This window comes from Trinickia sp. (genome assembly GCF_051961175.1).
Lineage (GTDB): Bacteria > Pseudomonadota > Gammaproteobacteria > Burkholderiales > Burkholderiaceae > Trinickia.
Window position 1 is genome coordinate 1 of sequence record NZ_JBQCDN010000434.1, and the last position, 18,416, is coordinate 18,416.

Sequence of the window (18,416 nt, forward strand, 5' to 3'; positions counted from 1 at the left end):
GGCTCCCCCCTCGCCCATCGTGATGTGGTGGGCGGGATAGAAGCTCAGCGTGGCAAGATCGCCGAACGTACCGACGAGCTGGCCGCGATACGTCGAGCCGAGCGCATCGCAACAATCTTCGATCAGCCATAAGCCGTGGCGCCGGCATAGCGAAACGATGGCCTCGACGTCGAATGGATTGCCGAGCGTATGCGCGAGCATGACCGCTCGGGTGTTTGGGCCAATCGCGGCTTCCACCTTCGACGCATCGATGTTGTACGTGCCGAGCATCACATCGACGAATACCGGTACGGCCCCGAACTGGAGAATCGGATTGACGGTCGTCGGAAAGCCGGCCGCCACAGTGATGACTTCATCGCCGGGGCGAATCGCGCGCTCGCCGAGCTTCGGCGACGTCAGCGTCGAAAACGCCACGAGGTTGGCCGACGAACCGGAGTTCACGGTGAGCGAATGTTCCACGCCGAGAAACGCAGCGAGTTGGCGTTCGAACGCGTCATTGAAGCGCCCGGCGGTCAACCAGCCGTCGAGCGCGGCTTCGACCATGGCTACCCGTTCCGCCGCCCCGATCACCTTGCCCGAGGGCGGCACCACGGAGAGGCCCGGTACGAATGGGGCAGCCCTGCCGGCGATGGCACCGTATTCGTCGACCAACTGCAGGATCTGAGTGCGAAGCCGTTCGAGGTTCGGGGTCATGAGTCTGCGTAGGCGCGGATTTGCGATTGAGTCAACGCGTGCATGTCGGCGTTGCGAAGGAAGCCTTGATGCCACTCGACGATTTTGTCGATCGCTTTCGAAAGCGGCCATCGCGGCGTCCAGCCGAGCCGCATTCGTGCCTTGGAAGCGTCGAGCTTGAGCAGGTTCGCTTCGTGCCAATGCTCGCCGCCTTGTGCCACCCAGGTCATATTGCTTCCCCATCGGGAGGCGAAGCGCTCGACGATCCAACGCACGGGCCGGGCGTCGGCATCGTCGGGTGCGAAGTTCCAGGCGCTGGCGTAAGCCGGCCCATCCACGCACAACGCCTGCGCGAGCCGGAGATAGCCGCCGAGCGGCTCGAGCACATGCTGCCAGGCGCGCACGGCCTCAGGATGGCGCACGACGACGGTTCGCCGGGCAGACAGTGCGCGGACGATATCGGGGACGAGCCGGTCCGCCGCCCAATCGCCGCCGCCGATCACATTGCCTGCGCGGACGCTGGCGAGCGCCACGCCATGCCGCGCGAAATCGGCGGCGTTAAAAAAGCTGTTGCGATAGGAATCGGTCACGAGCTCCGCGCACGCTTTGCTGCTGCTGTACGGATCGAAGCCGCCTAAACGATCGCTTTCCCGATAGCCCCAGACCCATTCGCGGTTGTCATAGCATTTGTCGCTCGTCACATTGACGACGGCACGCACGCCGCCTGCAAGCCGCACGGCTTCCAGCACATTGACCGTCCCCATTACGTTCGTGGAGTATGTTTCGACGGGCGCCTCATAGGCGTACCGCACGAGCGGCTGCGCCGCCAGATGAACGACGATCTCGGGCCGATGCGCTCGCACGATCTCGAGCAGCCCCTCGAAATCGCGGATATCCCCGATGACCGAGCGCATCGACTGACCCACGCGGGCGGCGTCGAACAGATTCGGCGTCGTGGGCGGGCCGAGTGCGTAACCGGCCACATCGGCGCCGAGCGTTTGCAGCCACAGGCATAGCCAGCCTCCCTTGAAGCCGGTGTGTCCCGTGACCAGCACGCGCTTGCCGCGCCAAAACGCATCGTCTATTCCCAGACTTTCCATGGCGCCTTGCCCGTGGCCCAGAGCTGTTCGAGGTAGGTTTTGTCCCGTAGCGTGTCCATCGGCTGCCAGAAATCGCGGTGAAACCAGGTTTGGAGTTCGCCGTTGGCCGCGAGCCTTTCGAGCGGCTCCGCTTCCCACAGCGTGTCGTCGCCTTCGATATAGTCGATCACCTTCGGATTGAGGACAAAGAAGCCGCCGTTGATCCATGAGCCATCGCCGCGCGGCTTCTCTCGGAAGCTGCGCACGACGTGGCCTTCGAGGTCCAACGCGCCGAATCGCCCGGGCTGCTGGGTGGCGGTGAGCGTGGCGAGCTTGCCGCTCGAGCGATGAAACTCGATGGCGGCTGTCACGTCGACGTTGCCGACGCCGTCGCCGTACGTGAAGCAGAAATCGTCCTCCCCGAGGTAGGGGCGAATGCGCTTGAGGCGCCCGCCGGTCATGGTGTGCTCGCCGGTGTCCACCAACGTGACGCGCCACGATTCGACGCCGTTCTGCAGGACGTCCATCTTGTTGCTGCGTATGTCGAATGTGATATCGGACATATGCAAAAAATAGTTGGCGAAATATTCCTTGATGACGTAGCCCTTATAGCCGCAACAAATGATGAAGTCGTCGATCCCATGTTTGGAATAGATCTTCATGATGTGCCAAAGGATCGGCTTGCCGCCGATCTCGATCATCGGCTTCGGCCTCAAATGCGTCTCCTCTGAAATTCGGGTACCCAATCCACCGGCTAGCAAGACTGCTTTCATGTCTCGTGGCGTCCGCGGAGGTTCTTCTTGAGTTCTTACGATAGGTCAGAAAATCGCCTTGGGCCAGGTGAGCCTAAATGTTGAGATAGGTGGGGCATCGGCGCGAATTCGAGGCGCGGTTCTTGCGGCAGCACGATGCGCGCCGGTGCCGATCGATTCGATGCGGCTGCTTTATCGGAGTTCGGGAAGCACAAATATCCGATAGTCGAAGGAGGCGGGGAGCGAGGGGAAGTAACTGGGCGAAGTCCCGCACGTGCCCAGGAATTTGGCGTCCCAGGCTGGATCGGCTTTTCGTTCGAGGCGGAAATGCCTTTGCTGCGAGCACTGTCGATCCGCGTTGTCGAGATTGGACAGGCTCTCCCATTCGATGGTCACGCGTTCGCCGTCTACCTTGCAGATTTTTCCCTGAAGCAATAGCTTCGACATGCGCGTCGCGCATACATCATGGCGTTCGTCGTTCGGCGAAAACGCGAGGGCGACCTGGCTGCCGATCCGGAAATAGTCGAGTGGCGCATGCAGAAAGCCGTGTCCGATTTCGTCGGCAGCGGCCGCGCCATAGAGTTGCGCGAACGTGTTCAGCGTGCGACTGCGGTCCAGCTTCGTCGCGAGCCCCAAGGCTTGAGCGACTTGCAGAGGATCGTCCCGCATCAAAACGGCTTTGAGGCTGGCGGGGTCATCCGCCAGCACCGCTTCGGTTGCCGCGGAATGATTGGTCACGCTGAGCAGATAGGGATTAGGTTGGTATTGCAGCAACAGCTTGGCGATTTCCCGATCGTGCGACCGGATGGCCAGCATCAGCGGCGTGTCGCCGTCGGGATCCTGCGTATTTTGCTGCGCGCCTTTCGTGATGAGCAGCCGGACAAGGGGCGGGTAATGTGCGTCCACCGCCCGCGTGAGGTCATCGTTATAGTCGAATTGCGCAAGGGCTGTGATCGGAATGCATGAAAGGGCGATGAGAGCGGCCGCCATTGCGCGCTTCATGCGAAAGTTTCCGTCAACGAACGCGTGAGGTCGCGGCCCGCCTTTCTAAAGGGCGTTTCGATGCACCGATACGAAAATTCCGCCAAACCTGATGCGAGCACGAGAAAAGCGACACATTGCAGCGTATAGCCAAGGCGGGTCAGTCGAAGCAGATCCGGAATCCTTTCGTACCATCGAAAGTACAGATCGTTATAGACGTAGATGATCAGCATGTGCCCGAGGTACAGCGAATAAGAGCGCGTGCCGATATATTCAAGCACGGTGGATAAACCGGGAATCGGGAGGATCCACCCTCGCTCGAGCGAAGCGAGCGCGACGAGCGCGACAGAGACGGCGGCATAGCTGCAGAACGCGGCGCTCGAAACGGAAAAGTAAAACGGTCCCGTCGTACCGTCGAGCACTTCGGTGTTCGTGACACCGGGAAGCAGCGCAAGCAGTGAGCACAGCGTCACGCCGACGGCGATCTTGACGAGCCGCTTACACCGATCCCCGGCCAGGACGATGGCGAACCTTGGCCATTCGCCGGACGCGCGGCTGAGGGCGTCGGATTGGCGCGCGAGCGCCTCTTTCAATCGCGGGGCGAGCAGCGCGAGTATGACGCCGTCGAACAGTTCGTCGAACCGGGTATGCGACAGATTGGCGATACTGACGGTCGTGAGCGGGCGTGCGACGAAGATGACGAGCGCCACGCCCGCGCAGAGTGCGATCAAGCGCTTGGACGTACTGCCGCATAGCACGAGCAAAAGTGGTGCGATGAGGTAGAAGTGCTCTTCGATCGTGAGGCTGTAGTAGTGCGCGAGGTGGGTCGTGATGCCGCCATAGACCATCGCATAGTTGTAAATGCCGCCTGCGAAGGCCACTGCCTCGCGGAAAATGTCCTGGGGCTGCGCGTAGGGTTCGATGCTGCCCGTCGCGGCCATGATCGACGCCACGAGCCAGTAAAGCGCGACATAAAAAAACGCCGAAGGCGCAATGCGGAACAAGCGGCGCAAGTAGAACTGGAAGATCGCGCGCTGGCTATTGACCAGGCGTTCGCCCATCCCCATGCCGAGCGACGCCGGCAACGTCGCGAGAAAAGACGTGGTGACGACGAACCCGGAGATAACGAAGAACAGATCGACACCGGTGAAGGTCGAATACAGCAATGGGCTGAACAGCTGTTTGAAGGGCGCGTGGACAAGAATCGTCAGCAACACGGCGATGGCGCGAAGCCGTTCGATTTCGAGGTTCTTGCGAGTGGTCATCGCTGCCTGTCCGATAGAGAGAGGGGCGCACCGCTGAGCGCCGATTGTACGCCCGCGGGCTCGTGGTGCGCGTCCAGACGGGCGGCTACTTTCCGAGGGATCGCGTCCGTCGTCATTGCCTGCCGGCTAGACCGCTGACCGGCTCCGTGCTTGGTACCGGTCCGTCTGCGTGCGCCCGTGCAGGCCGAACGCGCGCAAAAGCGCGGCCCGGGACGGGCGCTCCAATATCCGGTGCACGAGGGTGGAAACGATGAGTGTCATCGCGAGGAACGCCGCACAGCGGCCCACTGCCATTGGCAGATGGTTGGCGAGATCGGTAGTGGGCGCGATTCTGAATAAGGGAAAAACGAGCGTATGAACGAAGTACAGCGAATAGCTGATCTCGCCGAGGAACAGCAACGGTGAGTACGACAGGATCTTCGCTGCGACACCCCGTTCGCGGCTCAGAAAGTAGATTGCCGGCGGCACGGCCACGATGTAAAAGAAATGCGTCGCCGTGCCTTCGAATAACGATGGAATTGAAAAACCGATGTCGCTAAGGAACGAAGCGGCGATATAGGCCAGTCCGCTTCCCCCCGCGAGCAAGCCGATCGGGTTCAGCCGATCCTTCCTGTCTGCACGCGTGGCGTGAGGCGGTTGCCGGCGCGCGAGCCATATCTCTGCGATACCCATGCCCGCGAGGAATTCGAAAAACCGTCCGTAGGGGCAGTAGTAGACGAGCCACGCATAGACGCTCAGCGAACTCGATTCGCCGAGCTTAGCCGCGATCCCCTGCTGGACAGCAGTCGAATCGGCCACGAGAAGGAAGACGCCGCGTGCGATGATCGATCCAGTCACGATGAGCATGCCACGCGAAACTGAGGGGCCGCTGGCCTTGCGTATTGCAATCAGCGGAATAAAAAGCACGTAGAAAAACCATTCGGCGCTGATCGACCATGCGGGATTGCCGAAGGACTGCGATATCGTCACGTTGACGTCGTTGATGACAGCGTACAGCCAGGATTGAAGCCCGAGCAGATAAAGCGGAAGGGTAGTGACATACAGCGACGCACCTGCCGCGTCGCCGTGCGCCAGCGAGCGCGACACATTCAAGACGAAGTTGAACAGCACGTAGGCGGCCAGCAGCGGATAGAGCCGTGCGAACCGCGCCAACAGGAATCGCCCGATCCCTTGCGCACGATGGGTCGCGATGCGCTCGGCATAGTTGTAGTACATGACGAAGCCGCTCAGCACGAAGAAAATCGTCATGCCGAGAATGCCTGTTTTGATCAGTGCCGGTTTGGCCGACGTGTGCCCCAACGGGAGCATCAGCAAGGCCATGTGATTGATGACGATCAATAAGGCTGCGATACCTCTGAGGCTCGTCAACGGGGGGATCGTTGGTCGCATGGCGGGGCATGGCTCGTCGGGCGCTCGGTGCCATGCAGACTATCGCTATCCCGCGATCGCGGCAACCTATCCGCCCGCCAAACAGCCTCGCGCGGGCGTGACGCTGGCCGCCCCGATTAAAGTTCGACGATCTTGTCCCATTCGAACAGCGGGTTTTCGGGCCGATGACGGCGATGGTCGATATAACCGCGCGGATTGCAGACGACACGGGTGCCATTGGCGACGTAGTCGAACGGCGTGTGCGTATGCCCGTGGATCCATACATCGACAGGCGGCCCGACGAGGTCGGTCAGGTGGCTGATGAAGCCGGCCGAAGCGAGATCGCCCGCGAAGCGATCGGCGAGGCTCGCACGATGCGGTGCGTGATGGGTGACGACGATGGTTTTGCCCGCGAACGGTTCGGCGAGCTGACGTGCGAGCCACGTCCGCGCACGGCGATGAAGCGCAAGCGTATCGGCCGCGGTGAATAAGCGCGGGTTTCCCTGGGTATCCGCGGTGGCGCTCGCCCCTGCGCCGCTCGGCCACGTGACCTGAATCGGCCCGCGAAAATCGAGCATGACCTTTTCCGCTGCGGCGATCGAGGTGGCAACGGCTTCTTCGCTCGCGCCGAAGAGCTCGAAATCGGTCCATAGGGTGGTGCCGAGTACGCGCCAGCGGCCCTCGCGGTCAATCAGCGTGTCGTTATTGAGGTAGTGGACGTTTTCGACGCCGGAGGCCGCATCGCGCATCGCCACTTCGAGCGCGCTGAAGTCGCCGTCGTAATATTCGTGATTGCCGGGCACATAGACGACGGGAACATCGGTGCCGAACGTCTCGGCGGCCCAGCGGATACCTTCGGCATGGTTGTGGATATCGCCGGCCAGGATCACGAGATCGGCGTCGACATGCGCGATCGCCTCCGGTTCGTCGCACTCCAGGTGCAAATCTGACAACACGCGAATCTTCACGGGGACACCTTTAACGCAAGCGGCCTGAATCGGGAACGTGCCGCGTTTCGCGGCCGTCGATGTGGCTTAGCGTAGCACTTTGCCAGGGTTCATCAGGCCGAGCGGATCCAGTGCCGCTTTGAGCGTGCGCATAAGTCCCATTTCAATCGAAGACTTGTAGTGCGCCGCGTCCTCCACTTTCAGCTGTCCCAGCCCGTGCTCGGCGCTGAACGTGCCGTGGTGACGATGGACACTGTCGTAGACGATGCGATTGAGCTGCGCCTGGTATTGCGCGAGAAAGGCTTTCGCGTCGACGCCTTCCGGCGCTTGCACGTTGTAGTGCAGGTTACCGTCGCCGAGATGGCCGAACGTGACCATGCGCGCGCCCGGCACCGCCGCCGCAATGGCCGCGTCGGTTTCGTCGATGAAGGTGCCGATGCGCGAGATCGGCACCGCGATATCGTGCTTCACGTTCAAGCCTTCCTCGGCTTGCGCGAGCGGGATGTGCTCGCGCAGATCCCAAAACGCGCGCGATTGCGCGAGGTTTTCGGCGACGACGGCATCCTCGACGAGGCCCGATTCGAGCGCTTGTTCCATCATCTGCTCGAACAGGGTGCGCGCGTGCGCTTCGCTTTCGTTGTCCGACAGTTCGAGCAGCACGATCTGCGCGTGTGGCTCCGCGAACGGGTAGCGCATCTGCGGAAAATGCCGGCCGACGAGCTTCAGGCAGAAATCGGACATCAGTTCGAAGCCCGTCAAAAGCGGCCCCGCACAGCGATGCGCGAGCGCGAGAAAGTCGAGCGCGGCGTGCGGCGAGGCCAGCGCGGCAAGCGCTGTGACGCTTGCGGCCGGCAGCGGGTAAAGCTTCATGACGGCGGCCGTGATGATGCCGAGCGTGCCTTCCGCGCCGATGTACAGGTCACGCAAGTCGTAACCCGTGTTGTCCTTGCGCAGCGCGCGCAACCCGTCCCAGATCTCGCCCTCCGGCGTGACCACTTCCAACCCCAGGCACAGCTCGCGCGTATTGCCGTAGCGGAGCACGGCGGTGCCCCCTGCATTTGTCGAAAGATTGCCGCCGATCGTACAGCTGCCCTCGGCTGCGAGGCTCAGCGGGAACAGGCGATCGGCCGCGCGCGCGTGGTTCTGCACTTCGGCCAGAACGACGCCCGCTTCCACCGTGATCGTATTGTTATGCGGATCGAGCGAGCGCACGCGGTTCAGGCGGGCGAGGCTCACGACGGCCTGGCTGCCCGTGCCATCCGGCGTGGCGCCTCCCGCGAGTCCGGTGTTCCCGCCTTGCGGCACGAGTGCGATGCGATGCGCGTGGGCGAGCTTGACGATAGCGGCGACTTCCTGGGCCGTGCCGGGCCGCAGCACGGCGCAGGCGGAACCCGTGTAGCGGCGGCGCCAATCCGTCAGGAAGGGTGCCGTATCGTGCGGCTCCGTGAGGACGTACGACGCGCCGATGGCGTCGCGGCAAGCGGCGACGAAGGCGTCGCGGGCGGGGGAGGGGGAATCGGTCATGATGAGCGTGTCGAGCTGGCTACTCCGGAACATCGGCGTCGCGGCGGGCCGCGCGCGCCGCACGTTTGAACGGGGCGAGGTAGGCGAGTGCGCAGCCGAGGAACAGCGCGGCGAGCGCCACTTCCGCCCATCCGAGGCGCGCCGACACCCCGCCGTCGGTCATGCCGCGCACGATGCCTTCGGCGAGGTACAGCAGCACGAGCATCGAGGCCCATTGCAGCGTATAGAGCTTGCGCCGCCAGACGCCGGGCAGGGCGCAGGCGAGCGGTAGCGCCTTGAGCACGAGCGCCGATCCGCCCGGACGCAGCGGGGCGAGCCAGCACTCCCATGCGATCGCGAGCACGAAAAGGGCCAGCAGCGCGAGCGCGGCGCCGCGCGCCCAATACCCGCGCGCGGCCACCGGGGCCGGAGCCGAGCCGGCGCTCATGCGTTCCGATGTCATGGGCGTCCGGCCAACAGCGAGGCCGTGCGCGCCAGCCTGGCGCCGAGCGCCATGGCGAGCGTCTTTTCGTCCGCCGAGATCGCCGTTTCTCGCGCGCCGCTGCCTGCGACGTGCGAGGCGCCGTACGGCGTGCCGCCGGTTTGCGTCGTGGAAAGCGCGCTTTCGGTGTAGGGGATGCCGACCATCAGCATGCCGTGATGCAACAGCGGCAGCATCATCGAGAGCAGCGTCGATTCCTGGCCGCCGTGCAAACTGCCTGTCGATGTGAAGACGCAGGCGGGCTTGCCCGCCAACGCGCCGCTCATCCACTGGGGCGCCGTGCCATCGAGAAAATACTTGAGCGAGGCGGCCATGTTGCCGAAACGGGTAGGCGAGCCGAGCGCCAGCCCGGCGCATTCTTCGAGATCGCGCACTTCCGCGTACGGGGGGCCATCGGCGGGGATGGCCGGCGCGGTGGCTTCGCTCACGGCCGAAACGGCCGGCACCGTGCGCACGCGTGCCTGCATGCCGGGCACACTGTCCACCCCTTGGGCGATGGCCAAGGCCAAATCGCGTGTGGCGCCGTGCCGGCTGTAATAGAGTACGAGTATGTCTTTCATAGGGATCGGTCGTGAGCGGCTTATTATAGGGGCAGGGCGCCGCGCCGGCCGCCAGGCCCAGCGGCCATCGAATGAACGGGAGAAGCATACTTGCGGACGCTCAGCTCCGAACTGAACACCCTCAAACGTCTGGCGCGCTTCGCCGCGAAGCGCAGCAGCGAAGACCGCATCGCCCAAGTGGCGGGAAGCCTGACGTTTACGACGATGCTCGCGATCGTTCCGCTCGCGACGGTTGCGTTCGCGCTGTTCACGGCGTTTCCGATCTTTGCGCAATTCCAGGCATCGCTGCAGGCGTTTCTCGCCCAGCACCTCATGCCGGATCAGATCAACAGCCAGATTTTCAAATATTTGAACCAGTTCGCGTCAAAGGCCAAAGGGCTGACGACAGCGGGCATGATCGTGCTGTTCGTCACGTCGGTCATGACGATGATGACGGTCGAAGCGGCCTTCAATGTGATCTGGCGGGTGGCGAAACCGCGTCCGCTCGCGCAGCGCGTGCTCGTGTATTGGGCGATCGTCACGCTCGGCCCGCTGCTCATCGGCGTGAGCTTATCGATCTCGTCGTATCTTTTCGCGCGGTCGAGCATCCTGTCGGCTACGCACGCGTCGATGTTGCTCGAGTGGGCGCTGACGGGCGCCGCGTTGCCGTTGACCGCGCTCGCGTTCGCGCTGCTCTATGTGTATTTGCCCAATTGCACGGTGCAGTGGCGCGACGCCGTCGTGGGCGGCTTGCTGGCCGCGATCGCATTCGAACTCGCGAAGCGCGGCTTCGGCTTCTACGTGCGCCGGATGCCCACCTACACGGCCGTGTACGGCGCCTTCGCGCTCGTTCCCTTGTTCCTGCTGTGGGTGTATTTATGCTGGTTCATCACGCTCGCGGGGGCGACGATCGTGTCCGCGTTGCCGGCCATCCGCGCAGGGGAATTCCATCGGCGCCATTACGCGGGCAGCGACTTGCTCGACGCCCTGGAAATGCTGGTGCGATTCGACGAGGCGCGAGAATCGGGCCGGCCCGGCCTGACGCCGATGGAGCTCGCGCGTCTGCTCCGCTGTGATATCGACACCGTGACGCGGCTCATCGGCAAATTTGTTCGGCGCGAGTGGGTGACGCGGCTCGCCGACGATAGCGAGATGCGGTTCGTGCTGATCGCGAATCCCGCCCAGATTACGGTCGGGCGGCTGTTCGATATGTTCGTGATCGACCGGGCGGAACTCGAATATCAATTGCGGCTCGATTCGACACGCGTCGATACCGCCTTGTTGCTCGACGCATTGCATAACCCGAAGCTCGATTTGACGATCGCCACGCTGGTGGCGGCGCGTAGCGCGCGCGGCGCGGTGGGCCGAGGCGGTCCGGGCCAGCCGGCGCGCGCGCCGTGGCCGCATCAGCCGGCATAGGCGACGGCGCCAAGGCATGTTCGCAAGCCGCGAATCCGTGCGACAAGGCCCGTGCGACAAGGCCCGGGGGCAGCCGGTGCGGCTGCTGCTACATGCGACCGCTGCGACATGCGACCGCTACCCATACTCCTGCCGCTACAACGGGATCTTGCCGACGCAGATGTCCTTGAACATCACCCAATCGCCCATCAAGCTGTAGAGCGGGTGACGGAACGTGGCGGGGCGATTCTTTTCGAAGAAGAAATGGCCTACCCAGGCGAATCCGTAGCCGCAGACGATCGCGGCGGGCAGCCAGAGCCAGCCGCCCGTCGCGAGGGCCATCGCTAGGCAGCCGATGACGCCGAGTGAGCCGATGAAATGCAGGCGGCGGCAAACCGTATTGCGATGCTCGCCGAGATAGAACGGATAAAACTCGGCGAAGCTCGCGAAGTGAGCCGTATGAGCGCCGTGAGTCATCGCTTCCTCCTATGCGCTGATGGGGCGTACCGCGACGGCTTGACCGGCCGGGTTGCGCCGGCGATGCCGATGCGCAAGCCGCCTGGAGCCATGGGCGTGAAGGCCCCCGCTGACGAAAACCATTGTCCGGCGATTGCCGCGAAGGCGCAACCCGGCCGTTCGGTCTGGTCGCGACGCGGGGCCCGTTCGGAGGGGGGCCGGGAGGGCAGACCGTTAGCTGGTTTGGGTAGAAGCCGCCGCGGCTGTCCCCGCGAATGCGTAAAGTGCGTCGAGCGTCGCGTCCGGCTGCTCGCTCATGAGCGCATGGCCGGCATCGAGCGTCACCGCATCCACCGGGGCGCCGGCGGCTTTCAGTGTATCGACGAGCACCTTCGTGGCACGCGCGGGCGTCATCATGTCCTTCGCGCCGAGTACAAGCCGCACGGGGCAGCGCACCTGCGCGGCGCGCTCGAGGCCGTGGGCGTAGCCGTTGCAGGCGGCGAAGTCCGTATGGAAGAGATGGGCTTCGCCTCGCGCCGAGACGCGCTCCATCAGGCGCTGGTTGACGCCGTGCAGCCAAAAGCCTGGGCCTGGGCACGACGGCTTGGCGGCGATCGTCGAGTGCGACCAGCGGTTGACGAGTTCGATGGCTTCGTCCTCGCGATGGAGCGCCGCGTCGAGCAGGGCGTCGGAGACAGCCATCGGCACCGCCGTGGCCACGAGCGCGGCGCCTAGGACCCGCGATGGGTAGCGCGCCGCGAATTCGAGGGCGACCAGCGAGCCCATGCTGTGTCCGATCACCAGCGCGCTGGCGGCGCCTGCCGCATCGAGCAGATCGGCGAGCCAATCGGCCAGTGCCTCGATACTCGGATGCGCGGGCCCCGTGCTGCGGTTGTGGCCCGGCAGATCGACGGCCAGCACGTTCCAGCCATGATGCGCGAAGTAGCGGCTTTGCAACGCCCAGACGCTGTGGTCGTGTTGAGCCCCATGCACGAAGACGGCCGTCGGCAGGGCCGAATCGAAACGTTTGCCGCCGGTGTAGGCGTAGGCGATCTTGCCTTGGACGGTCAGGTTCATGACGGCTCCTTGCGCGACGCGGCGCCCGAGCCCGAGCCCGTGTTCGGCTTGGTGCCGGGCTTGGCGGCGGCTTTTAGCGCACGTTTGAGGTCGTCGATGAGGTCGTCCGGATCTTCGAGGCCGATCGACAGCCGAATCGTGCCCTCGGTGATGCCGGCCGCGGCGAGCGCGGCGGCATCCATCCGGAAGTGCGTGGTCGACGCTGGATGAATGACGAGCGAGCGCGCATCGCCGACGTTCGCGAGGTGCGAAAACAACGTCAGTGCTTCGATGAAGCGGCGGCCCGCGGCGCGATCGCCGCGCAGGTTGAAGCTGACCACCGCGCCGGCACCGCGCGGCAGCAGGCGTTGGGCGAGCGCGTAATCGGGATGCGATTCCAGCTCGGGATAGGCGACCGATTCGACGGTAGCCTGCGCGGCGAGGAATTCGACGATCTTGCGGGTGTTCGCGACGTGCCGCTCCATCCGCAGCGGCAACGTCTCGATGCCCTGCAGCAGCTGCCACGCGGCTTGCGGGTGCAGGCAGGCGCCGAAATCCCGCAGGCCCTCGCGGCGGGCCCGCAGCAGGAACGGCGCGACAGTGCTTTCCTCTGCGAAGACCATGCCGTGAAAGCCGTCGTACGGCTCGGTGAATTCGGGAAACCGGCCCGACGCGGCGAAATCGAACGTCCCGCCGTCCACGAGCACGCCCCCGATCGTCGTGCCGTGGCCGCCGAGGAATTTCGTCGCCGAGTGATAGGCGAAATCGGCACCGTGCTCGAACGGCTTCAGCAAGTAGGGGGTGGTGAACGTCGAATCCACGAGCAGCGGTACTCCATGGGCATGGGCGATCCCGGCGAGGGCTTCGATGTCCAGCACCTCCAGATTCGGATTGCCGAGCGTTTCGCCCAGCAACAGGCGCGTATTCGGGCGGACGGCTGCACGCCAGCCGTCGAGATCGCCCGGTTTGACGAACGTCGTTTCAATGCCGAAGCGGCGCAGCGTGTAGTGCAGCAGATTGTGAGAGCCGCCGTACAGTGCGCTCGAAGCGACGATATGCGAGCCGGCGCCCATCAGCGTGACGATGGCCAGATGCAGGGCGGCCTGGCCGCTGGCGGTGCCGATCGCCCCCACGCCGTTCTCCAGTGCGGCGACGCGCTCTTCGAACACGGCGACGGTCGGGTTCGAGATGCGCGAATAGACATGGCCCGCCCGCTCCATATTGAAGAGGGCGGCGGCGTGGTCCGTGTCGCGGAAGACGAAGGCCGTGCTTTGGTAGATGGGCGTGGCGCGCGCGCCCGTCGTGGGATCGGGGGCCGCGCCGGCGTGCAGCGCGAGCGTATCGAAGCGGTTGGCGGACATGACGTCGGCCGGGCGGGCCCGGCAAAGGATAGGGTGGCGGCCATCGTAACATTGGCCGGTGCCCGATCGAATCGGGGCGCGCCGAGGCGCTGGCCATCCGGCCAGCGGCCGCTCGCTTTCCTTTTGGGGGCCTTTCCGATAGGATCGACCGATCCACTCGGGCATTACCAGGAGACAGAAATGAGAGTCAGCGACATCCTGAAGGTCAAGGGCAACACGTTGTTTACGGTCACGCCCGAGACGGCGCTGCACGACGCGGTCAATACGATGGCCGAACACGACATCGGCTCGCTCGTCGTGATGGAGTTCGGCGATCTGGTGGGGATGCTGACATTCCGCGAAATCATCCTCACGCTGAAGAAGAACGACGGCACAGTAGGCTCGGCCACGATCCGCAAGGTCATGGACGATCATCCGATCACCTGCACGCCGGAGACGGACGTGAACGAAGTGCGCCGCATGATGCTCGAGCACCACGTCCGCTACCTGCCGGTCATGGAGAATCGGACGCTGATGGGCGTTATCTCGTTTTATGACGTCGCGAAGGCCGTGGTCGAGGAGCAAAGCTTCGAGAACCGGATGCTGAAAGCGTATATCCGCGATTGGCCCGAGGAAGGGCAAGCCAAGGAGACGCGCTGACGCATGAGCGATCAACCGCTACCCGCGGCCTCGTTGCCGCGTCGCGCTACGCGCGAAAGCCACTCTCAATTCACGCTCTTTCGCGAGCGGCGGTTTGCGCCGTTCTTCTGGACGCAGTTTCTCGGCGCGCTGAACGATAACGTTTTTAAGGTCGGCTTCAGCTCGCTCGTCACTTATCAGGCGGCGCGTTTTTCGGGCGTGAACCCGGAAACTGCGCCGTTCCTGATTTCGGCCATTTTCATCTTGCCGTTCGTGCTGTTCTCGGCCACGTCCGGGCAGATCGCCGACAAATTCGACAAGGCGACCCTGACGCGCTTCGTGAAGACGTTCGAAATCGCCGTCATGCTGATCGGCGGGGCCGGCTTCGTCACACACCATGCGGTGCTGCTGTATCTCTGCACCTTTCTGATGGGGGTCCATTCGACGCTGTTCGGGCCCGTCAAATACGCCTACCTGCCGCAGCACCTGGACGATCGCGAGCTCGTCGGAGGCAACGGCCTCGTCGAAATGGGCACGTTCGTCGCGATTCTGATCGGGACAATCATCGGCGGGGCCGCCGCCGGCTTTCCGGCGCGGGGCGCCTGGGTGCTGGCCGGGGCTTGCTTCGCGGTGGCGCTGGCGGGGCGGGCGGTGTCGAGCCGGGTACCGGTCTCGCCCGCGTCGCAACCGGATTTGCGGATCAACTGGAACCCGTTCACCGAGACTTGGCGCAACGTGGCGCTGGCGCGGACGAACCGCACCGTCTTTTTGAGCTTGCTCGGCATTTCGTGGCTCTGGTTCGTCGGCGCGACGTTCCTCACCTCGTTCTTCAAGTATGCGAAGGACGTCCTATCGGGTAACCCCGACGTCGTCACCGTCCTGTTGGCCACGTTCTCGCTCGGAATCGGCACCGGCTCGCTGCTATGCGAGCGGCTCTCGAAGCGCCGTGTGGAAATCGGGCTCGTGCCGCTCGGCTCGATCGGTATCAGCGTGTTCGCATTCGATCTCTACTGGGCGAGCCACGGGCTGCCGCAGCTGGGGCGGCTGATTGGCGTCGCCGAATTTCTCGGGCATGCGCGCCATTGGCGCATTCTTGCGGATCTGTTCCTGCTCGCCATGTTCGGCGGCTTTTACAGCGTGCCGCTGTACGCGCTGATCCAAAGTCGCTGCGAGAGCACGCACCGGGCGCGCATCATCGCGGCGAATAATATTCTCAATGCCTTTTTCATGATCATGTCGGCATTGATGGCGATGGGGCTCTCTTCGCTCGGCGTCAGCATCCCGGGGATTTTCGCGGTCACGGCGCTGCTCAACGTGATTGTCGCGGCTTACATCTATTCGCTCGTGCCCGAGTTCCTGCTGCGGTTCGTCGCCTGGATGCTCGTTCATACGTTCTATCGGATCCGGCTGGTGCAGGCCGATCGCATCCCCGAACAGGGGGCGGCCGTGCTCGTCTGCAATCATGTGAGCTATGTCGATGCCGTCGTGATCATGGCGGAGAGCCCGCGGCCGATCCGGTTCGTCATGGATTATCGGATTTTTCGCACGCCGTTCGTGGGCTGGCTGTTCCGCCATGCGAAGGCCATTCCGATCGCTCCCGCGCACGAGGATCCCGCGATGCTCGCCAGGGCCTATGACGCCTGTGCGCAGGCGCTGGCGGAAGGCGAACTGGTCTGTATCTTCCCCGAAGGCAAGCTCACACGCGACGGCGAACTCAATACATTCCGCCACGGTGTGACGCAGATCCTGGAGCGTTCGCCTGTCCCCGTCATCCCGATGGCGCTGCGCGGCTTGTGGGGGAGCGTCTTTTCTCGTCATGCCGATGCGCGATGGCCGCGCCCGCTGAACAAGGGCGTCATGAGCCGGCTCACGCTCGCGGTGGCCGAACCGCTGGAACCGGGCGCCGCGACGCCCGAAGCGCTTCAGGCGATCGTCGCCGAGCTGCGCGGCGCGCGGCGTTAGCCTCCCACCCGCCCGGCGTGCGTGTGCACGGGCGGGCGTGTCACGCGCGCCTCGAACGTCTTGGTGCCGGGCAGGGCATAATATCGCCTTGCTCGATCCATGCTCCTTATCATTTCTGAGGCCATTTCCATGTCCGGCAACACTCTCGGCACGCTTTTCACCGTCACGACGTTCGGCGAGTCGCATGGCCCGGCCATCGGCTGCGTGATCGACGGTTGCCCCCCGGGGATGACGATCGCGGAAGCCGATATTCAGGACGAACTCGATCGCCGCAAGCCCGGCACGTCGCGGCACGTTACGCAGCGCCAGGAGGACGATAAGGTCGAGATTCTCTCCGGGGTATTCGAGGGCGTGACCACAGGCACCCCGATCGCACTTTTGATTCGCAATACCGATCAGCGCAGCAAGGACTACGGCAACATCGCTCAGACCTTCCGCCCGGGACATGCCGATTACACGTATTGGCAAAAGTACGGCGTGCGCGATTATCGTGGTGGCGGGCGTTCGTCGGCCCGGTTGACGGCCCCGACGGTGGCGGCCGGCGCTATCGCGAAGAAGTGGCTGCGCGAACGATTTGGCGTGGAGGTGCGCGGCTATATGAGCGCGCTCGGTGAAATCGAGATCCCGTTTGTCGATTGGTCGCACGTTCACGAGAACCCGTTCTTTGCGCCCAATGCCGAGGTGGTGCCCCAGCTCGAAGCCTATATGGATGCGTTGCGCAAGGATGGCGATTCGATCGGTGCGCGCATCAATGCTGTGGCTACCGGCGTGCCGGCCGGTTGGGGCGAACCGTTGTTCGATCGTCTCGATGCCGACATCGCCCACGCGATGATGGGGATCAACGCCGTCAAGGGCGTGGAGATCGGGGCCGGATTCGCGAGCGTGGCACAGCGAGGCTCGGTGCATGGCGACGAGCTGACGCCCGAGGGTTTTGTCGGCAATCACGCCGGCGGCATACTCGGCGGCATTTCGACGGGGCAGGACATCACGGTGTCGATCGCAATCAAGCCTACGTCGAGTATCCGCACGCCGCGCCGTTCGATCGATAAGGATGGCCAGCTGGCAGTGGTCGAAACGTTCGGGCGGCACGACCCGTGCGTCGGCATTCGAGCGACGCCCATCGCGGAAGCGATGCTGGCGCTCGTATTGATCGACCATGCGCTGCGTCATCGCGCACAATGCGGCGACGTGAGCGTGGCCACGCCGAAAATCGCCGCCAGCGCACCCTGATCGCAGCGTCGCTCCTAGCCGGAAGCCGGCTGGACCGGATGAACCGGATGAACCGGATGAACCGGATGAACCGGCTTGACGCTCAAGCGAATCGGGGGCGGGCGAGAGCGTGTGGCGCCCGGCAATCTATCGAGTCCGCGCTTTACCCCTTGCCACGAAAGAGACAACGTCGGGCCGCGTTAAACGCGGCCTGTTGCCTTACATATTCGCGTAGTTCGGTCCACCGCCGCCTTCAGGCGTGACCCACACGATGTTCTGCGTCGGATCTTTGATGTCGCACGTCTTGCAGTGCACGCAGTTCTGCGCATTGATGACGAGGCGATCGCTGCCGTCCTCGTTCTTGGCGAACTCATACACCGCCGCGGGGCAAAAGCGTGCTTCCGGGCCCGCGTAGGTCCGCAGGTTCACGTTCACCGGCACCGATGCATCTTTCAGCGTCAAATGCGCCGGCTGATTCTCCTCGTGATTCGTGTTCGAGATAAACACGGAAGAGAGTCGGTCGAACGTGAGCTTGCCGTCGGGCTTCGGATACTCGATCGGCGTGCACTGCGAGGCCGGCCTCAGCATCTCGTGATCGCGGTGTTGATGGTGCAGCGTCCAAGGCACGTTACCGCCCATCAACTTCTGTTCGATGCCGACCATCAGCGTGCCCAGATACAAGCCCTTGCTCATCCATTGCTTGAAATTGCGCGCGCGATGCAGTTCGCCGTGCAGCCACGATTGCTTG

Annotated in this window: 18 protein-coding genes; 4 read left to right on the forward strand and 14 right to left on the reverse strand. The window is 63.8% G+C overall.

All coding sequences use genetic code 11. From position 1 onward, the window contains the following. From ACTHL0_RS24510 to wrbA, 10 genes are all read right to left on the reverse strand, one after another. The coding region (locus ACTHL0_RS24510) for an aminotransferase class V-fold PLP-dependent enzyme (protein ID WP_440569657.1) at positions 1-693 on the reverse strand (693 nt) is incomplete at its 3' end. Beyond that, positions 690-1,772, reverse strand: coding sequence for a CDP-glucose 4,6-dehydratase (rfbG, locus tag ACTHL0_RS24515; protein WP_440569658.1), 1,083 nt, complete (start codon positions 1,770-1,772; stop codon positions 690-692). The genes rfbG and ACTHL0_RS24510, both read right to left, overlap by 4 nt. Continuing rightward, a complete protein-coding gene (gene rfbF, locus ACTHL0_RS24520) occupies positions 1,754-2,524 on the reverse strand; it encodes a glucose-1-phosphate cytidylyltransferase (protein ID WP_440569659.1) in 771 nt (256 codons plus the stop codon). Before rfbF ends, rfbG begins: the two co-directional genes overlap by 19 nt. Before the next feature lie 171 nt (positions 2,525-2,695). After that, positions 2,696-3,505, reverse strand: coding sequence for an ankyrin repeat domain-containing protein (locus ACTHL0_RS24525; RefSeq protein ID WP_440569660.1), 810 nt, complete (start codon positions 3,503-3,505; stop codon positions 2,696-2,698). Next, positions 3,502-4,749: an acyltransferase family protein gene (locus ACTHL0_RS24530; RefSeq protein ID WP_440569661.1), complete on the reverse strand. Its 1,248-nt coding sequence runs from the start codon at positions 4,747-4,749 to the stop codon at positions 3,502-3,504. The genes ACTHL0_RS24525 and ACTHL0_RS24530 overlap by 4 nt, the downstream gene beginning before the upstream one ends. 126 nt (positions 4,750-4,875) lie before the next feature. Further along, positions 4,876-6,117: an acyltransferase family protein gene (locus ACTHL0_RS24535; protein WP_440569662.1), complete on the reverse strand. Its 1,242-nt coding sequence runs from the start codon at positions 6,115-6,117 to the stop codon at positions 4,876-4,878. 137 nt (positions 6,118-6,254) lie between these two features. Next, complete coding sequence (locus tag ACTHL0_RS24540) at positions 6,255-7,085, reverse strand: metallophosphoesterase (RefSeq protein ID WP_440569663.1); 831 nt, start codon at positions 7,083-7,085, stop codon at positions 6,255-6,257. A gap of 66 nt (positions 7,086-7,151) precedes the next feature. After that, the gene (locus ACTHL0_RS24545; protein WP_440569664.1) at positions 7,152-8,588 is read right to left on the reverse strand and encodes an FAD-binding oxidoreductase; all 1,437 of its coding nucleotides are present in this window, start codon (positions 8,586-8,588) and stop codon (positions 7,152-7,154) included. Between the two features lie 19 nt (positions 8,589-8,607). Beyond that, a complete protein-coding gene (locus tag ACTHL0_RS24550) occupies positions 8,608-9,015 on the reverse strand; it encodes a DUF2069 domain-containing protein (RefSeq protein ID WP_440569674.1) in 408 nt (135 codons plus the stop codon). A gap of 11 nt (positions 9,016-9,026) precedes the next feature. Next, the gene (gene wrbA / locus ACTHL0_RS24555) at positions 9,027-9,629 is read right to left on the reverse strand and encodes an NAD(P)H:quinone oxidoreductase (protein WP_440569665.1); all 603 of its coding nucleotides are present in this window, start codon (positions 9,627-9,629) and stop codon (positions 9,027-9,029) included. Between the two features lie 90 nt (positions 9,630-9,719). Here wrbA and ACTHL0_RS24560 point away from each other — a divergent pair, with 90 nt between their 5' ends. Beyond that, entirely contained in the window at positions 9,720-11,027 is a 1,308-nt protein-coding gene (locus tag ACTHL0_RS24560) for a YihY family inner membrane protein (RefSeq protein WP_440569666.1), read from the forward strand. Positions 11,028-11,162: 135 nt separating this feature from the next. Here ACTHL0_RS24560 and ACTHL0_RS24565 read toward each other — a convergent pair whose 3' ends face one another. From ACTHL0_RS24565 to ACTHL0_RS24575, 3 genes are all read right to left on the reverse strand, one after another. Further along, complete coding sequence (locus tag ACTHL0_RS24565; protein ID WP_440569667.1) at positions 11,163-11,483, reverse strand: Mpo1-like protein; 321 nt, start codon at positions 11,481-11,483, stop codon at positions 11,163-11,165. 213 nt (positions 11,484-11,696) lie between these two features. Further along, positions 11,697-12,539 carry an alpha/beta fold hydrolase gene (locus ACTHL0_RS24570; RefSeq protein ID WP_440569668.1) on the reverse strand — a complete coding sequence of 281 codons (843 nt, stop codon included), beginning with the start codon at positions 12,537-12,539 and terminating at the stop codon, positions 11,697-11,699. Next, positions 12,536-13,879 carry an O-acetylhomoserine aminocarboxypropyltransferase gene (locus ACTHL0_RS24575; protein WP_440569669.1) on the reverse strand — a complete coding sequence of 448 codons (1,344 nt, stop codon included), beginning with the start codon at positions 13,877-13,879 and terminating at the stop codon, positions 12,536-12,538. The genes ACTHL0_RS24570 and ACTHL0_RS24575 overlap by 4 nt, the downstream gene beginning before the upstream one ends. Positions 13,880-14,059: 180 nt before the next feature. Here ACTHL0_RS24575 and ACTHL0_RS24580 point away from each other — a divergent pair, with 180 nt between their 5' ends. From ACTHL0_RS24580 to aroC, 3 genes are all read left to right on the forward strand, one after another. Further along, the gene (locus tag ACTHL0_RS24580) at positions 14,060-14,518 is read left to right on the forward strand and encodes a CBS domain-containing protein (protein ID WP_440569670.1); all 459 of its coding nucleotides are present in this window, start codon (positions 14,060-14,062) and stop codon (positions 14,516-14,518) included. A 3-nt stretch (positions 14,519-14,521) separates the two neighbouring features. Further along, on the forward strand, positions 14,522-16,459 hold the full coding sequence (locus ACTHL0_RS24585; RefSeq protein WP_440569671.1) for an MFS transporter: 1,938 nt from the start codon (positions 14,522-14,524) through the stop codon (positions 16,457-16,459). 129 nt (positions 16,460-16,588) lie between these two features. Beyond that, a complete protein-coding gene (gene aroC / locus ACTHL0_RS24590) occupies positions 16,589-17,689 on the forward strand; it encodes a chorismate synthase (RefSeq protein WP_440569672.1) in 1,101 nt (366 codons plus the stop codon). Positions 17,690-17,887: 198 nt separating this feature from the next. Here aroC and ACTHL0_RS24595 read toward each other — a convergent pair. After that, on the reverse strand, positions 17,888-18,416 hold a 529-nt coding region (locus ACTHL0_RS24595; RefSeq protein ID WP_440569673.1), incomplete at its 5' end, for a 4Fe-4S dicluster domain-containing protein.

What these genes read in the sequence shown, in the direction of transcription:
- ACTHL0_RS24570 (WP_440569668.1), bottom strand. Translation starts at nt 12,539, where the DNA reads ATGAACCTGACCGTCCAAGGCAAGATCGCCTACGCCTACACCGGCGGC.
- ACTHL0_RS24545 (WP_440569664.1), bottom strand. Translation starts at nt 8,588, where the DNA reads ATGACCGATTCCCCCTCCCCCGCCCGCGACGCCTTCGTCGCCGCTTGC.
- ACTHL0_RS24585 (WP_440569671.1), top strand. Translation starts at nt 14,522, where the DNA reads ATGAGCGATCAACCGCTACCCGCGGCCTCGTTGCCGCGTCGCGCTACG.
- ACTHL0_RS24575 (WP_440569669.1), bottom strand. Translation starts at nt 13,879, where the DNA reads ATGTCCGCCAACCGCTTCGATACGCTCGCGCTGCACGCCGGCGCGGCC.
- ACTHL0_RS24525 (WP_440569660.1), bottom strand. Translation starts at nt 3,505, where the DNA reads ATGAAGCGCGCAATGGCGGCCGCTCTCATCGCCCTTTCATGCATTCCG.
- ACTHL0_RS24530 (WP_440569661.1), bottom strand. Translation starts at nt 4,749, where the DNA reads ATGACCACTCGCAAGAACCTCGAAATCGAACGGCTTCGCGCCATCGCC.
- ACTHL0_RS24580 (WP_440569670.1), top strand. Translation starts at nt 14,060, where the DNA reads ATGAGAGTCAGCGACATCCTGAAGGTCAAGGGCAACACGTTGTTTACG.
- wrbA (WP_440569665.1), bottom strand. Translation starts at nt 9,629, where the DNA reads ATGAAAGACATACTCGTACTCTATTACAGCCGGCACGGCGCCACACGC.
- ACTHL0_RS24550 (WP_440569674.1), bottom strand. Translation starts at nt 9,015, where the DNA reads ATGAGCGCCGGCTCGGCTCCGGCCCCGGTGGCCGCGCGCGGGTATTGG.
- rfbG (WP_440569658.1), bottom strand. Translation starts at nt 1,772, where the DNA reads ATGGAAAGTCTGGGAATAGACGATGCGTTTTGGCGCGGCAAGCGCGTG.
- ACTHL0_RS24565 (WP_440569667.1), bottom strand. Translation starts at nt 11,483, where the DNA reads ATGACTCACGGCGCTCATACGGCTCACTTCGCGAGCTTCGCCGAGTTT.
- rfbF (WP_440569659.1), bottom strand. Translation starts at nt 2,524, where the DNA reads ATGAAAGCAGTCTTGCTAGCCGGTGGATTGGGTACCCGAATTTCAGAG.
- aroC (WP_440569672.1), top strand. Translation starts at nt 16,589, where the DNA reads ATGTCCGGCAACACTCTCGGCACGCTTTTCACCGTCACGACGTTCGGC.